The sequence below is a fragment of the Rhodococcus sp. PSBB066 genome, from assembly GCF_017068255.1.
In the GTDB taxonomy this organism is placed as follows: domain Bacteria; phylum Actinomycetota; class Actinomycetes; order Mycobacteriales; family Mycobacteriaceae; genus Rhodococcus; species Rhodococcus aetherivorans.
The window spans coordinates 2,785,889-2,802,723 of record NZ_CP070859.1; the positions used below are offsets into that span (position 1 = coordinate 2,785,889).

The window sequence follows — 16,835 nt, forward strand, 5'->3', positions numbered from 1 at the left end:
ACATGGACGCATCGCGGTACGACGGGTCGCGGCCGTGACGGCCGTCGAGGTCGATCGCAGCCCCCGGCGATCCGGGGCCGTCCTCGCGACGTTGATCCTGGTCGCCGCCGTCGCGAACCTCAATCTCTCGGTTGCCAACATCGCGCTGCCGGCGATCGGCCGGGCCTTCGACGCGAGCCAGACGGAACTGAACCTGGTCGCCGTCGGGTATTCGCTGGGCCTGGCCGCGTCGGTGCTGTACCTGGGGGCGATCGGCGACCGCTACGGGCGCAAGCAGCTGCTCGTGCTCGGCGTCGCGCTGTCGATACCCGCGTGTCTGGTGGCGGCCTTCGCACCGAGCGTCGAGGTGCTGTTCGCGGCCCGGCTGGCCGGTGGTCTCGCCGCGGGGCTGGCGTATCCCACCACGCTGGCGCTGATCACCGCGCTGTGGTCGGGAGCCTCGCGGACCCGCGCGATCGCGTTGTGGTCGGCGACCGGCGGTGCGGTCGCTGCGCTCGGACCGCTGCTGTCCGGCCTGCTCCTGGAGTACTTCTACTGGGGCTCGGCCTTTCTGATCACCGTGCCGCTCGCCGCCGTCGCCCTCGTGGCGGCGGCCGTGCTGATTCCCGCGCACGTCAACGAGACCTCCGGGCCGGTCGATCATGTCGGCGGTGTCGTGTCGGTGCTGTTCGTGGCGGCGCTCGTCCTGACGGTCAACCTCGCACCCGAGAGCGGCCGAGGCACGGCGGCGCTCGTCTGCGCCGCCGTCACCGCCGTGGCGGGCGCGGTATTCGTGTGGCGGCAGCGGCGGGTGCCCGAGCCGCTGTTCGACCTGAAGGTGGCCGCGCGGCCGACGTTCTGGGTGGCAGCGGTGGCGGGCATCATCGTGTTCGGCACCCTGATGGGGACGATGTTCGTCGGTCAGCAGTTCCTGCAGAACGTGCTGGGCTACTCCACGCTCGCCGCCGGGTCGACGATCCTTCCGGCCGCCGCGTGCATGCTCGTGGTGGCTCCGTACTCGGCCCGGATGGTGGAGAGCCGGGGTGCGCGCACCACCCTGCTGCTCGGCTACGCGTTCATCCTCCTCGGGCTCGCGGTCGCGCTGACGATGTGGGACGAGACCTCCAGTTACTGGCAGATCGCGCTCGCGTACGGCCTCGTGGGGATCGGGGTCGGTTTCGCCGGCACGCCCGCCTCCCGCTCGCTGACCGGCTCGGTCCCGGTGACCCGGGCCGGGATGGCGTCGGCAACGGCCGACCTGCAACGCGATCTGGGCGGGGCCGTGATGCAGTCCATCCTCGGGGCGTTGCTCACCGCCGGATACGTTTCGTCGATCTCGGCGGCGATCGCCTCGTCGCCGGAGGCGGACGAGATCAGCGACCAGACGCAGGCCGCGCTGACCAAGTCGTTCGCGAGCGCCGCCGACCTCGCCGAGCGGTACCCGCAGTACGCCGACGCCATCATGTCCGCCGCGCGCACGGCGTTCCTGGACGGGGACACGAAGGCGTATGCCGCCGCCATTCTCGTCGTCGCCGCCGGTGCGGTCCTGGTGTTCTTCGCCTTCCCGAAGCGCGACGCCGAAAGACGGCTCCTCGCGTCGTACCGTGCGCAGGACGAACGCGCCGAGCCGGCGGGGGACGAGCGGCAGGGGGCCGCGCCCGGGGACGCGGACGGCTAGCGTTGGTCGCCGCTGCCGCGCAGGGCGCCGACGCCGGCGACGATCACCAGCGCGATGCCTACCGCCGCGACGGGCTGGACCCACTGGCCGAGCACCAGCGCGCCCGCCAGGGCCGCCGCCGCCGGTTCGAGAGCGATGAGGATCGCGAACACGTTCTTCGGCAGCTCCCGCAGCGCCCGCATCTCCAGGCTGTAGGGGACCACGGAGGACAGCAGGGCCACCGCCGCTCCGGCGGCCAGGATCGCGGGATCGGCCAGGCCGGCGCCGGCGGTCCCGAGGCCGAGGGGCAGCACGAGCGCCGCGGCGACGGTGGTGGCGACGGTCAGGCCCGCCGCGCCGGAGACGGTGGTGGCCACGTGCGAGCCCGCGACGATGTACCAGGCCCAGCCGGCGGCGGCGAGCAGCGCGAAACCGACCCCGGCCGGGTCGAGGGCGCCGCCGTCCCCGCCGAGGCCGCGTGCCCCGAGGAGCACCACCCCGGCCAGGGCGAGTGCCACCCACAGCGCGTCCCGCGGGCGGCGGGAGAGGACCGCGGCGAGGGCGAGCGGTCCGAGGAACTCGATCGTGACCGCCGCCGCGAGCGGCAGCCGGGCGATCGCCACATAGAAGAAGCCGTTCATCGCGGCCAGGCTCGCCCCGAGCGCGACCACGCCGCGCCACTGCGCCGGGCGCCAGTGCCGCACCGACGGCCGCACCACCGCCCACAGGATCACCGCGGCGAGCGTCAGCCGCAGCGTGACCGTGCCGAGGGCACCGACGTCGTCGAACAGGGTGCTGGCGAAGGCCGCGCCGAACTGCAGGGAGAGCACCGAGCCGAGCACGGCCGCGACGGGCACGGTCCGGCTGCCGCCCCGTGGCGCCGGTGCTGTGCCGCTCATCCGTCCTCCGTGGCCTGGGGGATCCGCCGTCCCGCGTGCGACGAATGTTGCCGCACGGGAGCACGATCGGCAGCACGCGCCACCTCAACCAGAAAAACAATCACGAGTGCTTGATTTTTTGCGCCCCGGGTGTGACTCTGGTCGCATGACGGAGCTACAACCGCTTCTCGACGACCTGCGTGCCGAGGGCGAGTCCCTCGACGCCCTCGTCGCGGACCTCCCGGACGAGGCGTGGGCGACCCCGACCCCCGCCGAAGACTGGACCATCGCCCACCAGATCGGACACCTGCTGTGGACCGATCGCGCCGCCCTCACCGCCGTCGAAGACCCGGAGGCGTTCGTCGCCGGGCTCGGCGAGGTCACCGATCCGGACGGGTTCGTCGACGACGGGGCGCGGGCACAGGCCCGCCGCCCCCCGGCCGAGTTGCTCGCCGACTGGCGTGCCGCCCGCCGCGCCCTCGCCGACGCCCTCGCGGCCGTCCCCGCCGGAACCAAGATCGTCTGGTACGGCCCGCCGATGAGTGCGGCCTCCATGGCGACGGCACGGCTGATGGAGACCTGGGCCCACGGCGGCGACGTGGCCGACGCGCTCGGCGTCACCCGCCCGCCCACGCACCGGCTGCGCCACATCGCCCATCTCGGCGTCCGCACCCGCGACTTCGCCTTCGCCGTGCACGGCCGCACCCCGCCGGCCGAGCCGTTCCGCGTCCGTCTCACCGCCCCCGACGGGCAGGAGTGGACCTGGGGGCCCGACGCCGCCACCCAGACCGTCACCGGATCCGCCCTCGACTTCTGCCGGCTGGTGACCCAGCGGATCCACCGGGCCGACACCGACCTCGTCGCCACCGGACCCGACGCCGAGGCGTGGCTCGGCCTCGCGCAGGCGTTCGCCGGACCGCCCGGCGGCGGCCGCGCCCCGGAAGGAGCCACCGCGTGAGCGCCCCCACGGCCGGACGGGCGGTGCGCATCGGGAACTGCTCCGGCTTCTACGGCGACCGGCTCGCGGCCATGCGCGAGATGCTCGAGGGCGGGGAACTCGACTACCTGACCGGTGACTATCTCGCCGAGCTGACCATGCTGATCCTCGGCCGGGACCGGATGAAGGACCCGGCGCTCGGCTACGCCAAGACGTTCCTGCGCCAGCTCGAGGACTGCCTCGGGCTCGCTGTCGACAAGGGCGTGCGGATCGTCGCCAACGCCGGCGGACTCAATCCCGCCGGGCTGGCGACGGCCGTGCGCGAGCTTGCCGGCCGGCTCGGACTCGACGTCACCGTCGCGTACGTCGAGGGCGACGACCTCATCGCCCGCGCCGCCGAACTCGGCCTGGCCGCCGATCCGCCGCCGCTGACCGCGAACGCCTACCTCGGGGCGTGGGGCATCGCCGAGTGTCTCACCGCCGGCGCCGACATCGTCGTCACCGGCCGTGTCACCGACGCCTCCGTGATCGCCGGCCCGGCCGCCGCCCACTTCGGCTGGGCCCGGGACGATTTCGATGCCCTGGCCGGTGCGGTCGCGGCGGGACACGTGATCGAGTGCGGCACCCAGGCCACCGGCGGCAACTACGCGTTCTTCACCGAGATCGCCGACCTCGACCGGCCCGGCTTCCCGATCGCCGAGATCGATGCCGACGGCAGCTCCACCATCACCAAGCACCCCGGCACCGGCGGCGCGGTCACCGTCGGCACCGTGACCGCCCAGCTGCTGTACGAGGTGACCGGTGGCCGCTACGCCGGACCCGACGTGACGACGCGCCTCGACTCCGTCCGGCTCACCCAGGACGGACCGGACCGGGTCCGCATCACCGGGGTCCGCGGTGAGGCGCCCCCGCCGACGCTGAAGGTCTCCCTCAACGCTCTCGCCGGATTCCGGAACGAAGCGGTGTTCGTCCTCACCGGACTCGACATCGAGGCCAAGGCGGCGCTGGTGCGCCGGCAGATGGAGGCGAGCCTGCCCGCGCGTCCGGCCGAGCTCGAGTGGACCCTCGCCCGCACCGACCATCCGGACGCCGACACGGAGGAGGCGGCCAGCGCCCTGCTGCGCTGCACCGTCCGCGACCGCGACCCGCAGGTCGTCGGCCGCGCCTTCTCCGCGGTCGCCGTCGAGTACGCGCTTGCCAGCTACCCCGGCTTCTCGCTGACCGCTCCGCCCGGCAACGGCCAGCCGTACGCCGTGTTCACGCCCGGCTACGTCGACGCCGCCGAGGTGCCGCACACGGCGGTCCTGCCCGACGGCAGCCGCGTCCCGATCCCGCCCGTCACCCCGACGCGCCCACTCGAACCCGTCGCCGAGCCCGAGCTGCCCGCGCCGCTACCCGCGGGGCCCACCCGGCACGCGCCGCTCGGGCTCGTCGCCGGCGCCCGCAGCGGCGACAAGGGCGGCGACGCGAATGTGGGGGTGTGGGTGCGCACCGACGACCAGTGGCGCTGGCTGGTGCACACCCTCACCGTCGACGCGCTGAAAACCCTTCTGCCCGAGTCGAAGAACCTCATCGTGACCCGCCATGTGCTGCCGAACCTGCGGGCGGTGAACTTTGTGATCGAGGGCATCCTCGGCCGCGGCGTCGCCTCACAGGCCCGCTTCGACCCGCAGGCCAAGGGCCTCGGCGAGTGGCTGCGCAGCAGATACCTCTACATCCCCGAGACCCTCCTGGAGGACCCCGAGATGGAGAACCCCGAGATGGAGAACCCCGAGTGAGCATCTGGGACACCCCCGAACGCCGCGACCTGCGCTCGACCGTCCACTCCTTCGTCCAGCGCGAGGTCCTGCCGCACCTCGCCGCGTGGGAGCGCGACGGCGAACTGCCCCGCGAACTGCACAAGAAGGCCGCCGCCCTCGGGCTTCTCGGCGCCGGATTCCCCGAGGCCGTCGGGGGGTCCGGCGGCGACGCGGCGGACACTCTCACCGTGTGCGAGGCATTCCACGAGGCCGGCGCCTCCGGTGGCGCCTTCGCCTCCCTGTTCACCTGCGGCATCGCCCTGCCGCACCTCGTCGCCGCCGGCGACGAGGTGCAGATCGCGAAGTGGGTCGAGCCGACCCTCGCGGGCGAGCTCATCGGCTCCCTCGCGATCACCGAACCCGGCGGCGGCTCCGACGTGGGGCACCTGACCACCACCGCCGTCCGCGACGGCGACCACTACGTCGTCAACGGCGCCAAGACCTACATCACCTCCGGCTGCCGCGCGGACTTCGTGGTGACCGCCGTGCGCACCGGCGGCAGCGAACGTCCCGGCGCTGCCGGGATCTCGCTGCTGGTGATCGAGAAGGGCGCCGAAGGATTCACCGTCTCGCGCAAGCTCGACAAGATGGGCTGGCGTGCCTCCGACACCGCCGAACTGTCCTTCGTCGACGTGCGCGTGCCCGTCGAGAATCTCGTCGGCACCGAGAACAGCGGCTTCGCGCAGATCGCCCAGGCCTTCGTCTCGGAGCGGATTGCCCTTGCGGCCCAAGCCTATTCGAGCGCACAGCGGTGTCTGGACCTCACCGTGGCGTGGTGCCGCGACCGCGAGACGTTCGGCCGGCCGCTGATCTCCCGGCAGTCGGTGCAGCGCACCCTCGCCGAGATGGCCCGGCGCGTCGACGTCGCGCGCGTGTACGGCCGGCGGGTCGTCGAGCGAGCCCTCGTCGGCGACGGCGACCTCGTCGCCGAGGTGTGCTTCGCCAAGAACACCGCCGTCGAGGCCGGCGAATGGGTCGCGAACCAGGCCGTGCAGCTGTTCGGCGGACTCGGCTACATGGCCGAGTCCGAGGTCGAACGGCAGTACCGCGACATGCGCATCCTCGGCATCGGCGGCGGCACCACCGAGATTCTCACCGAGCTCGCGGCGAAACGATTGGGGTACACCGCGTGAGCATCCTGCAGACGACCCTCGACCCGGCCTCGGCAGAGTACGCCGCCGCGGCCTCGGCGATGACCGCCGAACTGGCCGCACTCGAGACCGAGCACGCCAAGGCCCTCGCCGGCGGCGGGGAGAAGTACGTCCGGCGCCACCACGAACGCGGCAAGCTGCTCCCGCGCGAACGCATCGAACTGCTGCTCGACCCGGATTCCCCGTTCCTCGAGCTGTCCCCGCTCGCGGCGTGGGGCACCGAGTTCCCGGTCGGCGGCAGCACCGTCACCGGGATCGGCGTCGTCGAGGGCGTCGAATGCCTGATCGTCGCCAACGACCCCACCGTCCGCGGCGGCACCAGCAACCCGTGGACCCTGCGGAAGGGGTTCCGCGCCAACGACATCGCGATGCAGAACCGGCTGCCGGTGATCTCCCTCGTCGAGTCGGGCGGCGCCGACCTGCCCACCCAGAAGGAGGTGTTCATCCCCGGCGGACGCATGTTCCGCGACCTGACGCAGCTGTCCGCCGCCGGCATCCCCACCATCGCGCTGGTGTTCGGCAACTCCACCGCGGGCGGCGCCTACATTCCCGGCATGTCGGATCACGTGGTGATGATCGAGAAGCGCTCGAAGGTGTTCCTCGCCGGACCGCCGCTGGTGAAGATGGCCACGGGCGAGGAATCCGACGACGAATCCCTCGGCGGCGCGGAGATGCACGCCCGCACCTCCGGGCTGGCCGACTACTACGCGGTCGACGAGCCCGACGCGATCCGGATCGGCCGGGGCATCGTCCGTCGCCTGAACTGGCGCAAGCAGGGCCCCGAACCCCACCCCGACGTGCGCGAACCGCGTTACGACCCCGAGGAACTGCTCGGAATCGTGCCCGCCGACCTCAAGGTGCCGTTCGACCCCCGCGAGGTGATCGCCCGCATCGTCGACGATTCCGACTTCGACGAGTTCAAGCCGCTCTACGGGTCGTCGCTCGTCACCGGCTGGGCCCGTCTGCACGGGTACCCGGTGGGCATCCTCGCCAACGCCCGCGGCGTGCTGTTCAGCGAGGAATCCCAGAAGGCCACCCAGTTCATCCAGCTCGCCAACCGCGCGAACACGCCACTGCTGTTCCTGCACAACACCACCGGCTACATGGTCGGCCGCGAGTACGAGGAACGCGGCATGATCAAGCACGGCTCGATGATGATCAATGCCGTCTCCAACTCGACGGTGCCCCACATCTCGATCCTGCTCGGCGCCTCCTACGGGGCCGGCCACTACGGCATGTGCGGCCGAGCCTTCGACCCGCGGTTCCTGTTCGCCTGGCCCAGCGCCAAATCCGCGGTGATGGGCGGCGCCCAGCTCGCCGGTGTCATCTCCATCGTCGGACGCGCCGCCGCCCAGGCGCGCGGCCAGGCCTTCGACGAGGCCGCCGACGAGGCGATGCGTGCGGCGATCGAGAACCAGATCGAGGCGGAGTCGCTGCCGATGTTCCTGTCCGGCCGGCTCTACGACGACGGGGTCATCGACCCGCGCGACACCCGCACCGTGGTGGGGATGTGCCTGTCGGCCATCGCCAACGCGCCGATCGAGGGCACCGACAGCTTCGGTGTCTTCCGGATGTGAGGCAGCAGTGAACCACACCGATACCGTCACCACCGTGCTCGTCGCCAACCGCGGCGAGATCGCCCGCCGGGTGTTCGCCTCCTGCCGGCGCGCCGGCCTCGGCACCGTCGCGGTGTTCTCCGACGCGGACGCCGGCAGCCCCCACATCGCCGAGGCCGACGCCGCGGTGCGCCTGCCCGGCACCGCCCCCGCCGACACCTACCTGCGCGGCGAGGCGATCATCGCCGCCGCCCGCGCGGCGGGGGCCGACGCGATCCACCCGGGTTACGGGTTCCTCTCGGAGAACGCCGAATTCGCGCGGGCGGTCCTCGACGCGGGGTTGACCTGGATCGGGCCGGGCCCGGACTCGATCGCCCGGATGGGTTCGAAGGTCGAGGCCAAGAAGATCATGGCCGACGCCGGTGTGCCGGTGCTGGCCGAGCTGGACCCTGCCGCGGTGACCGAGGCCGACCTGCCCGTGCTGATCAAGGCGTCCGCCGGGGGCGGCGGCCGCGGCATGCGGGTGGTCCGCGACCTGGCCGAGCTGCCCGACCAGCTCGCCGCGGCCCGGCGCGAGGCGCAGTCCGCGTTCGGCGATCCGACGGTGTTCTGCGAGCGCTTCCTCGAAACGGGCCGGCACATCGAGGTGCAGGTCCTCGCGGACCGGCACGGGACCGTGTGGGCGGTGGGGGAGCGGGAGTGCTCGATCCAGCGCCGCCACCAGAAGGTGGTCGAGGAGGCGCCGTCGCCGCTCGTCGAGGCCACGCCCGGGATGCGGGAGCGGCTGTTCGCGGCGGCCCGGCGCGCCGCGCAGGCCATCGACTACGAGGGCGCGGGCACCGTCGAGTTCCTCGCGACCGGGGCGAGCGAAGCGACGGGGAATGTCACCGGGGCGAGCGGAGCGACGGGGAATGTCACCGGGGCGAGCGAAGCGACGGGGAATGTCACCGGGGCGAGCGAAGCGACGGGGAATGTCACCGGGGCGAGCGAAGCGACGGGGAATGTCACCGGGGCGAGCGAAGCGACGGGGAGCTCGGCGGACGGCGAGTTCTTCTTCCTCGAGATGAACACCCGCCTGCAGGTCGAGCACCCGGTCACCGAGTGCACCACCGGCCTCGACCTCGTCGACCTGCAGTTGCAGGTCGCCGCCGGCGCCCGCCTCGACCCCGAACCCCCGCCGGCGAGCGGACATTCGATCGAGGTGCGGCTCTACGCGGAGGACCCGGCGCAGGACTGGCGGCCGCAGTCCGGCACGGTGCACCGTCTCGCGCTGCCCGGCCGCGTCGCCGCGTTCGAGGTGCTGTGCGAGCCCGGGCTGCGCCTGGACTCCGGCGTCGAGGACGGCTCGGCGGTGGGCGTGCACTACGACCCGATGCTCGCCAAGGTGATCTCGTACGCCCCGACCCGGGGCCGCGCGGCGCGGATGCTCGCGACGTCGCTGGCCCGCGCCGAGGTGCACGGCCTGCGCACCAACCGGGACCTGCTGGTGAACGTGCTGCGGCATCCCGAATTCCTCGCCGGCAACACCGACACCGCCTTCTTCGACACCCACGGGCTCGACACGCTCGCCGCGCCGCTCGCCGACGCCGGGGCCGAATCGCTGTCCGCGCTCGCCGCGGCCCTGGCGGACGCCGCCGCCCACCGCGCGGCCGCGACGGTCGCCCGCGGCCTGCCGAGCGGCTGGCGCAACCTGCCGTCGCAGCCGCAGGTCAAACGGTACGAGGGCGACCGCGGTGCACACGAGGTGCGGTACCGGCTCACCCGGTCCGGGCTGATCGCCGACGACCATCCCGGCGTCGTCCTCGTCGCGCACACCGAGCGCCGGGTGGTGCTCGCGATCGACGGCGTGCACCGCCAGTTCGACGTCGCGCGCTACGGCGACGCGGTGCATGTGGACTCGTCGCTCGGCCCGGTACGGCTGCGCGCGATCCCCCGGTTCGTCGAACCCTCCGCCCACGTCGCCGCGGGTTCGCTGCTCGCCCCGATGCCCGGCTCGGTGATCCGGATCGGGGCCGCGGTCGGCGATGCGGTCACCGCCGGGCAACCGGTCCTCTGGCTCGAGGCGATGAAGATGGAACACATCGTCAAGGCCCCCACCGCGGGCGTGCTCACCGAGCTGCCCGTCGCCGTCGGCACCCAGGTCGAACTGGGCGCCGTGCTGGCCGTCGTCACCCCCGCCGAGTCCGGCGAACCGTCCGCCCCGGCCGACATCGAGGAGTAACCATGAGCGTCATCGAAACCGACGAGCAGAAGCAGCTACGCGCCGCGGTCGCGGGCCTGGCCAAGCGCTACAACTACGTCGACTACGTGCTGCCGAAGGCCCGCAAGGGCGAACCGCTGACCGAGCTGTGGCGCGAGGCCGCCCAGCTCGGCTTCCTGGGCGTGAACCTGCCCGAGGAGTACGGCGGCGGCGGGGCCGGCATCTACGAACTCGCCCTGGTCCAGGAGGAACTCGCCGCGCAGGGCTGCGGGCTTCTGCTGGTGGTGGTCTCGCCGGCCATCTGCGGCACCATCATCGCCAAGTTCGGCACCGACGAGCAGAAGCAACGCTGGCTGCCCGCGCTCGCCGACGGCTCGAAGATCATGGCGTTCGGCATCACCGAGCCCGACGCCGGCTCGAACTCGCACGAGATCACCACCGTCGCGCGGCGCGACGGGGAGGACTGGATCCTGCGCGGCAGCAAGATCTACATCTCCGGTGTGGACCAGGCCGACGCGGTGCTCATCGTGGCCCGCACCGAGGACGCGAAGAGCGGCAAGCTGCGGCCGGCGCTGTTCATCGTCCCCACCGACGCGGACAACTTCGTCAAGACGCCGATGGAGATGGACATCGTCGAACCGGACCGCCAGTTCACCCTGTTCCTCGACGACGTGCGCCTGCCGGCGGACGCGCTGGTAGGGGAGCCGGACGCCGCGCTGATGCAGCTGTTCGCCGGCCTGAACCCCGAGCGGATCCTCGGCGCGGCGATGGCCGTGGGCATGGGCCGCTACGCGCTGGACGCGGCGGTGCGGTACGCCAACGAACGGACCGTGTGGAAGTCGCCGATCGGGGCGCACCAGGGCATCGCGCATCCGCTCGCGCAGTGCAAGATCGAGCTCGAACTGGCCAAGCTGATGATGCAGAAGGCCGCGGTGCTGTACGACAGCGGCGACGACTTCGGCGCCGCCGAGGCCGCGAACATGGCCAAGTACGCCGCGGCCGAGGCCAGCATCAAGTCGCTCGACCAGGCGATCCAGACGCACGGCGGCGGTGGGCTCACCCGCGAGTACGGGCTTGCCGCGATGCTCGGCGCGGCGCGGATCGCGCGGGTGGCGCCGGTGAGCCGGGAGATGATCCTCAACTTCGTGTCCCAGCACTCGCTGGGCCTGCCCCGGTCGTACTGAGGGGAGCGCCGGTGTCCGAGACGTTCGTCCGGTACGACGTGAGCGAGGGATTCGCCACCCTGACTCTCGACTCGCCGCACAACCGCAACGCGATCTCCGCCAGGCTCGTGGCGCAGCTCCGGCAGGGCCTCGCCGACGCGGCCGCCGACGACGGGGTCCGCGCGGTCGTGCTCACCCATGAGGGCGGCACCTTCTGTGCCGGCGCCGACCTGAGCGAGGCGAGCACCGCGGAGGGCGGCGCCGCGGCGGCGGCTGCCGCCCGGACGCGGGAGATGACGGCGGTGCTGCGGTCGATCCTGGAGCTGCCCAAGCCGGTGATCGGGCGGGTCGACGGGCACGTGCGCGCCGGCGGCATGGGGTTGGTCGGCGCATGCGACCTCGCCGTCGCCGGGCCCCGGTCGACGTTCGCGTTGACCGAGGCCCGGCTGGGGCTGGCGGCGTCGATCATCTCGCTGACGGTGCTGCCACGGCTCACCTCCCGTGCCGCGAGCCGCTACTTCCTCACCGGTGAGCGGTTCGGGCCGGAGGTGGCAGCGGCGATCGGCCTGGTCACCGTCGAGACCGACGATCCGCAGGCGTCGGTGGGGGAGATCCTCGCCCAGCTGCGGGAATGCTCGCCGCAGGGGCTCGGCGAATCCAAGCGGCTCACCACGATGCGGATGCTCGCCGACTTCGACCGGTACGGTGACGAGCTGGCGGAGCAGTCGGCGCGGCTGTTCGGCTCCGCGGAGGCGGTCGAGGGGATGACCGCGTTCCTGCAGAAGCGGCCGCCGTCGTGGAGCCGGTCGTGACACGGTCCGTAAAACGGTCAGGGTTGACTGGATAGTGGTGGGTGTACGACAGTGGCTGTCATGAAACTCGGCATCCAGCCCGACTACGCGGGTGACTTCCGGCAGGTCGTCGACGAGATCGTCGAACTCGAATCGGTGGGGCTCGACATCGCATTCGTCGCCGAGGCCTACAGCTTCGACGCCTTCAGCCAGCTCGGCTACCTGGCCGCGCGCACCTCGACGGTGCAGCTCGGCACGGGCGTGGTGCCGATCTACACCCGCACGCCGTCGCTGCTCGCGATGACGGCCGCCGGCATGGACTACGTCTCCGGCGGCCGCTTCGTGCTCGGCCTCGGGGCGTCCGGCCCGCAGGTGATCGAGGGCTTCCACGGCGTGCCGTACGACGCGCCCCTGCAGCGGACCCGCGAGGTCGTCGACATCTGCCGGGCCGTGTGGCGGCGCGAGAAGCTCGAATACGCCGGCCGCAAGTACACGATCCCGCTGCCGACCGACCGCGGCACCGGGCTCGGCAAGCCCCTCAAGCTCATCAATCAGCCGGTTCGCGAACGCATTCCGATCATGATCGCCGCGCTCGGCCCGAAGAACGTCGCCCTCGCCGCCGAGATCGCCGAGGCCTGGGAGCCGGTGTTCTTCTTCCCCGAGCACGCGCACCGGGTATGGGGCGACGCGCTCGCCGAGGGCAAGGCGAAGCGGGACCCGGCGCTCGGGGAGCTCGAGGTGGTGGTCAACGTCCAGGTCGGGATCGGGGACAACGTCGCCGAGCTGCGCGACCGCGCCCGGCCCCACCTGGCGCTGTACCTGGGCGGAATGGGCGCCAAGGGCAAGAACTTCTACAACCAGCTCGCCCGCACCTACGGCTTCGAGCGCGAGGCCGAGACCGTTCAGGACCTCTACCTGGCCGGGCGGAAGAAGGAGGCCGAGGCGGCGATCCCCGACGAGTTGATCGACGGCGTGTGCCTCGTCGGCCCGCGCAGTCACGTCGCCGAGCGCCTCGCCGCGTTCGAGGCCGCCGGAGTCACCACGATCAACATCATGGCCCTCGAGGACACCCGGGCCGGGCGCCTCGCCTCGACGGTCACCCTCCGCGAGCTGACGCGCCGGCCTGCCTAGTCTGATCGCCATGAGCAGCCCGTCCCCGGATGTCCGCCGTCGCGGCGAGCAGGAGCGCAGCCGTGCCACCCGCAAGCGGATCCTCGACGCGGCGGTGGCCGTGCTCGTCGAGCACGGTTACTCCAACGCCACCACCGTGCGCATCCAGGAGGCGGCCGGCGTGTCCCGCGGGCGGCTGCTGCACCACTACCCGTCGCGGGACGCCCTGCTCGTCGCCGCCGTGCACCACCTCGCCGCCCAGGGGGTCCAGGGCCTCGACGGCGACCATCCCTGGCCCGCCGACCCGGTCGAACGTATCGCCGCCGCGGTCGACCGGATGTGGTGGAACTTCCGGCAGCCGTACTTCTGGGCGTCGATGGAGCTGTGGCTCGCCGCGCGCGGCCACGAGGAACTTCGGGCCGAGCTGCTGCCGCTCGAACGCCTCCTGGGCCGGATGATCAAGGAGCAGACGACCGCGAACTTCGGTCCGGAGATCGCGAACCGCCCCCGGTTCGCCGAGGTGCGCGACCTGATCTATCAGGCGATGCGCGGGGCGGCCCTCGGTTACGCCATCGACCCCCGCGACCCGCTGACCGAACCCCAGCTGGCGGTGTGGCGTCGCCAGATGGAACGGGTCCTGGTGGACGACGAACCCGGGGATCCCGCCGCCGGGGGCGCGCTGCGATGACCCGGCAGCCCAAGCAGGATCGGAGCCGGGTCACGCGCCGCCGGCTGCTCGAGGCGAGCATCGACTGCCTCGCGGAGCTGGGGTGGGGCGCGACCACGGTGGGGGTGGTCGCCGAGCGGGCGGGCGTGTCCCGCGGCGCGGCCCAGCACCACTTCCCGACCCGGGAGGACCTCATCACCGCGGCGCTCGAGTTCATGTTCGACAGCCGTATGGATCTCGCCCGCCGCGACACTGTGGACCTGCCCCTGGGGGCCGCCCGTACCGAGGCCGTGGTGCGCCGGCTCGTCGACTACTACACCGGCACCCTGTTCAAGGCGGCGCTGCAGGTGTGGACGGCCGCGGCGGCCGATCCGGAACTGCGGGCCCGCATCGTCCCCCTCGAGGAACACTTCGGCCGCGTCGCCCACCGCGTCGCCGTCGAGCAACTCGGCGTGGACGAGTCCGACGCGACGGTGCACCGCATGGTGCAGGCCACCCTCGACCTCGCGCGCGGCCTCGGCCTCGCCGACGTCCTCACCGACGATTCGCGGCGCCGGGCCGAGATCGTCCGGCACTGGGCCGCGCAGCTCGACACGGTGCTCGACGCGGCCCGGCAGCGTTCGGCGGCGCAGCACCCGGCCGGTTAGGTTTGTGGCATGCCTCCCAAGCTGGCCACGGTCGCGGTCCTCGGACTCGTCGGTGCCGTCGTCGCCGGGTGCGGCTCGGACCCGGCCGAGGGCCCGGCCGGCGCGTCGCCCACCCTGCAGGTGACCGAGCCGGGCCCGTTCTTCGGCGCGTGCGGGTCGGTCACCGACGACGAGGTGGCCCGGGCCTTCGGGCTGGGGTCGTTCGTGCAGGTCACCCGCAACTCGGTGGGATGCGAGTGGGAACTCGTCGGGGCGGGCGGCCCGAGCGTGACGTTCTCCTGGTACCGCGGCAGCCCGATCGGCCGCGAACGCGCCGGTTCCGACCTGATCGGCCGGCCCGCGATCGACGTGGAGATCGACGGCAACCCGGGCTTCCAGGGCTCGGCGCAGAACGACTTCGGGCAGACCGTGCTGTGCGAGATCGGCGTGCAGTTCGGGGGCGACTTCGTGCACTGGTCCGTCACGTACGGGCTCTTCACGCCGGCCGCGGACGCGTGCGTGGTGGCCCGCGACCTGGCCGAGCTCAGCGCGGAAAGGGCACAGCGGTGAAGCGGACGACGCGGACGACGCGGGTGGCGACGCTGCCGTCGCTGCTGGCCCTGGCCGCGGTGCTCGCCGGGTGCGGCAGCACGATCGAGGGGCAGGCCGTGCCGGAGGGGGCAGGAGCGGGCGGCGCCTCCGCCGAGTTCACGCGCCTGCTCACCGAGTGCGATGCCGTCACCGACGAGCAGATCGCGGAGGCGGTCGGCGTCGAGGCGATCGAGCGCGGGTTCTTCGGGGCGATCTGCCGGTGGGACACCGCAGGTGCGGGCGCGACGGCGAAGGTCACCTTCAACTGGTTCGAGACCGGGTCCCTCGACACCGAGCGGGGGACGGCGCAACGGCTGGGATACGCGGTGGAGAACACGACCGTGGAGGGCCGGCGGGCCGTGCTGATGCGCCCGCCCGACGACCCGGCGTCCTGCGGGATCTCCGCCGGAGCGTCCACGACGGGGATCTTCGGCTGGTGGGTGCAGTACGCGCCCGGTTCGGCGCCTCCCGATCCGTGTGCGGCGGCCGTCACGCTGGCCCGACTGACCCTCGACCTCAGCAGTTGAGCCACGAGCGGACCCCCGCAGCTCGCTTTGACCTTGCGCCGCGCCGCCGGGTATCGTTGTGGGTCGTGTCCGGCATGCCCGGGCCGATCTGTGTGCCTATGCGAGGTAGTGCCGTGCGCGCGGTCTGTGGAATCACCGCAGGAGCGAGCCCCCGGCTGCCTGTGTGGGGGTACGCGACACGCCCGACCTCGTGTGCACACGAGGGGTGGGTGCGGGGCAGCGGCTCTCTTGCCCCAACCGATGGATCCCTAATTTCAGAACAGCCAAGGTTGCTCGTGCGAGCAGTCTTCAGACAACGAGAAAGCCGGTAGATGCCAACCATCAATCAGCTGGTCCGTAAGGGCCGCCGCGACAAGGCCGCCAAGGTCAAGACCGCGGCCCTCAAGGGCAGCCCGCAGCGCCGCGGTGTGTGCACTCGCGTGTACACCACCACCCCGAAGAAGCCGAACTCGGCGCTCCGGAAGGTCGCCCGCGTGCGTCTGACCAGCTCCGTCGAGGTCACCGCCTACATCCCGGGTGAGGGTCACAACCTGCAGGAGCACTCGATGGTGCTCGTGCGCGGTGGTCGTGTGAAGGACCTCCCCGGTGTCCGCTACAAGATCATCCGCGGTTCGCTCGACACCCAGGGTGTCAAGAACCGCAAGCAGGCGCGCAGCCGCTACGGCGCGAAGAAGGAGAAGGGCTGATGCCACGTAAGGGTCCCGCTCCGAAGCGTCCCCTGATCGCCGACCCGGTCTACGGGTCGCCGCTCGTCACCCAGCTGGTCAACAAGATCCTGCTGGACGGCAAGAAGTCCACCGCCGAGCGCATCGTCTACGAGGCACTCGAGCGCGCGCGCGAGAAGACCGGCACCGATCCGGTCGTCACCCTCAAGCGCGCTCTGGACAACGTCAAGCCTGCCCTCGAGGTGCGCAGCCGCCGTGTCGGTGGCGCCACCTACCAGGTGCCGGTCGAGGTTCGTCCCGGTCGTTCGACCACCCTCGCCCTGCGGTGGCTGGTCACCTTCTCGCGTCAGCGTCGTGAGAAGACCATGGTCGAGCGCCTCGCGAACGAGCTCCTCGACGCCAGCAACGGTCTGGGTGCGTCCGTGAAGCGTCGCGAGGACACCCACAAGATGGCCGAGGCCAACAAGGCGTTCGCGCACTACCGCTGGTGAGTCGATGCCGGTCGGGAGGAACCGGTATTCCCGAAATCCTCCCGGCC

Annotated in this window: 16 protein-coding genes; 15 read left to right on the forward strand and 1 reads right to left on the reverse strand. The window is 72.2% G+C overall.

Features of this window, described 5'->3' with window-relative positions; all coding sequences use genetic code 11:
• Positions 1 to 34: 34 nt before the first annotated feature.
• Positions 35 to 1,657 carry an MFS transporter gene (locus JYA75_RS12945; RefSeq protein WP_161995947.1) on the forward strand — a complete coding sequence of 541 codons (1,623 nt, stop codon included), beginning with the start codon at positions 35 to 37 and terminating at the stop codon, positions 1,655 to 1,657.
• On the opposite strand, the gene JYA75_RS12950 is transcribed toward JYA75_RS12945, so the two are convergent.
• Positions 1,654 to 2,535 (reverse strand): EamA family transporter, encoded by an 882-nt coding sequence (locus tag JYA75_RS12950; RefSeq protein WP_050035590.1) that lies wholly within the window; start codon positions 2,533 to 2,535, stop codon positions 1,654 to 1,656. The two genes, JYA75_RS12945 and JYA75_RS12950, sit on opposite strands and share 4 nt — an antisense overlap.
• 145 nt (positions 2,536 to 2,680) lie before the next feature.
• Between JYA75_RS12950 and JYA75_RS12955 the strand changes: the two genes are divergently transcribed.
• The 14 genes from JYA75_RS12955 (at position 2,681) to rpsG (ending at position 16,788) form a co-directional block, all read left to right on the forward strand.
• Positions 2,681 to 3,472 carry a TIGR03084 family metal-binding protein gene (locus JYA75_RS12955; protein WP_206003431.1) on the forward strand — a complete coding sequence of 264 codons (792 nt, stop codon included), beginning with the start codon at positions 2,681 to 2,683 and terminating at the stop codon, positions 3,470 to 3,472.
• Positions 3,469 to 5,229: an acyclic terpene utilization AtuA family protein gene (locus tag JYA75_RS12960; RefSeq protein WP_203330081.1), complete on the forward strand. Its 1,761-nt coding sequence runs from the start codon at positions 3,469 to 3,471 to the stop codon at positions 5,227 to 5,229. The genes JYA75_RS12955 and JYA75_RS12960 overlap by 4 nt, the downstream gene beginning before the upstream one ends.
• Entirely contained in the window at positions 5,226 to 6,383 is a 1,158-nt protein-coding gene (locus tag JYA75_RS12965) for an acyl-CoA dehydrogenase family protein (RefSeq protein WP_203330082.1), read from the forward strand. The genes JYA75_RS12960 and JYA75_RS12965 overlap by 4 nt, the downstream gene beginning before the upstream one ends.
• Positions 6,380 to 7,978: a carboxyl transferase domain-containing protein gene (locus JYA75_RS12970; protein ID WP_006931255.1), complete on the forward strand. Its 1,599-nt coding sequence runs from the start codon at positions 6,380 to 6,382 to the stop codon at positions 7,976 to 7,978. The genes JYA75_RS12965 and JYA75_RS12970 overlap by 4 nt, the downstream gene beginning before the upstream one ends.
• A 7-nt stretch (positions 7,979 to 7,985) precedes the next feature.
• Complete coding sequence (locus JYA75_RS12975; RefSeq protein WP_203330083.1) at positions 7,986 to 10,178, forward strand: biotin carboxylase N-terminal domain-containing protein; 2,193 nt, start codon at positions 7,986 to 7,988, stop codon at positions 10,176 to 10,178.
• 2 nt (positions 10,179 to 10,180) lie between these two features.
• Entirely contained in the window at positions 10,181 to 11,341 is a 1,161-nt protein-coding gene (locus tag JYA75_RS12980; RefSeq protein ID WP_006936207.1) for an acyl-CoA dehydrogenase family protein, read from the forward strand.
• A gap of 11 nt (positions 11,342 to 11,352) precedes the next feature.
• Positions 11,353 to 12,132, forward strand: coding sequence for an enoyl-CoA hydratase family protein (locus JYA75_RS12985; protein WP_203330084.1), 780 nt, complete (start codon positions 11,353 to 11,355; stop codon positions 12,130 to 12,132).
• 60 nt (positions 12,133 to 12,192) lie between these two features.
• Positions 12,193 to 13,242 (forward strand): LLM class F420-dependent oxidoreductase, encoded by a 1,050-nt coding sequence (locus JYA75_RS12990; protein WP_168579886.1) that lies wholly within the window; start codon positions 12,193 to 12,195, stop codon positions 13,240 to 13,242.
• Positions 13,243 to 13,252: 10 nt separating this feature from the next.
• Positions 13,253 to 13,909, forward strand: coding sequence for a TetR/AcrR family transcriptional regulator (locus tag JYA75_RS12995; protein ID WP_050035584.1), 657 nt, complete (start codon positions 13,253 to 13,255; stop codon positions 13,907 to 13,909).
• Positions 13,906 to 14,535 (forward strand): TetR/AcrR family transcriptional regulator, encoded by a 630-nt coding sequence (locus tag JYA75_RS13000; RefSeq protein WP_006936211.1) that lies wholly within the window; start codon positions 13,906 to 13,908, stop codon positions 14,533 to 14,535. The genes JYA75_RS12995 and JYA75_RS13000 overlap by 4 nt, the downstream gene beginning before the upstream one ends.
• A 9-nt stretch (positions 14,536 to 14,544) precedes the next feature.
• Positions 14,545 to 15,084, forward strand: a complete 540-nt coding sequence (locus tag JYA75_RS13005) for a DUF3558 domain-containing protein (RefSeq protein ID WP_006936212.1) — start codon at positions 14,545 to 14,547, stop codon at positions 15,082 to 15,084.
• Between the two features lie 23 nt (positions 15,085 to 15,107).
• The gene (locus tag JYA75_RS13010; RefSeq protein WP_044475941.1) at positions 15,108 to 15,632 is read left to right on the forward strand and encodes a DUF3558 domain-containing protein; all 525 of its coding nucleotides are present in this window, start codon (positions 15,108 to 15,110) and stop codon (positions 15,630 to 15,632) included.
• A 311-nt stretch (positions 15,633 to 15,943) separates the two neighbouring features.
• Complete coding sequence (rpsL, locus tag JYA75_RS13015) at positions 15,944 to 16,318, forward strand: 30S ribosomal protein S12 (protein ID WP_003937662.1); 375 nt, start codon at positions 15,944 to 15,946, stop codon at positions 16,316 to 16,318.
• The gene (gene rpsG / locus JYA75_RS13020; RefSeq protein ID WP_003937663.1) at positions 16,318 to 16,788 is read left to right on the forward strand and encodes a 30S ribosomal protein S7; all 471 of its coding nucleotides are present in this window, start codon (positions 16,318 to 16,320) and stop codon (positions 16,786 to 16,788) included. Before rpsL ends, rpsG begins: the two co-directional genes overlap by 1 nt.
• The last annotated feature ends 47 nt before the right edge of the window (positions 16,789 to 16,835 follow it).

Excerpts from the sequence above, each read along its gene's own strand:
- JYA75_RS12950 (WP_050035590.1), bottom strand. The coding sequence starts at position 2,535 with ATGAGCGGCACAGCACCGGCGCCACGGGGCGGCAGCCGGACCGTGCCC.
- JYA75_RS12955 (WP_206003431.1), top strand. The coding sequence starts at position 2,681 with ATGACGGAGCTACAACCGCTTCTCGACGACCTGCGTGCCGAGGGCGAG.
- JYA75_RS12980 (WP_006936207.1), top strand. The coding sequence starts at position 10,181 with ATGAGCGTCATCGAAACCGACGAGCAGAAGCAGCTACGCGCCGCGGTC.
- JYA75_RS12990 (WP_168579886.1), top strand. The coding sequence starts at position 12,193 with ATGAAACTCGGCATCCAGCCCGACTACGCGGGTGACTTCCGGCAGGTC.
- JYA75_RS12995 (WP_050035584.1), top strand. The coding sequence starts at position 13,253 with ATGAGCAGCCCGTCCCCGGATGTCCGCCGTCGCGGCGAGCAGGAGCGC.
- JYA75_RS13000 (WP_006936211.1), top strand. The coding sequence starts at position 13,906 with ATGACCCGGCAGCCCAAGCAGGATCGGAGCCGGGTCACGCGCCGCCGG.
- JYA75_RS13005 (WP_006936212.1), top strand. The coding sequence starts at position 14,545 with ATGCCTCCCAAGCTGGCCACGGTCGCGGTCCTCGGACTCGTCGGTGCC.
- rpsL (WP_003937662.1), top strand. The coding sequence starts at position 15,944 with ATGCCAACCATCAATCAGCTGGTCCGTAAGGGCCGCCGCGACAAGGCC.
- rpsG (WP_003937663.1), top strand. The coding sequence starts at position 16,318 with ATGCCACGTAAGGGTCCCGCTCCGAAGCGTCCCCTGATCGCCGACCCG.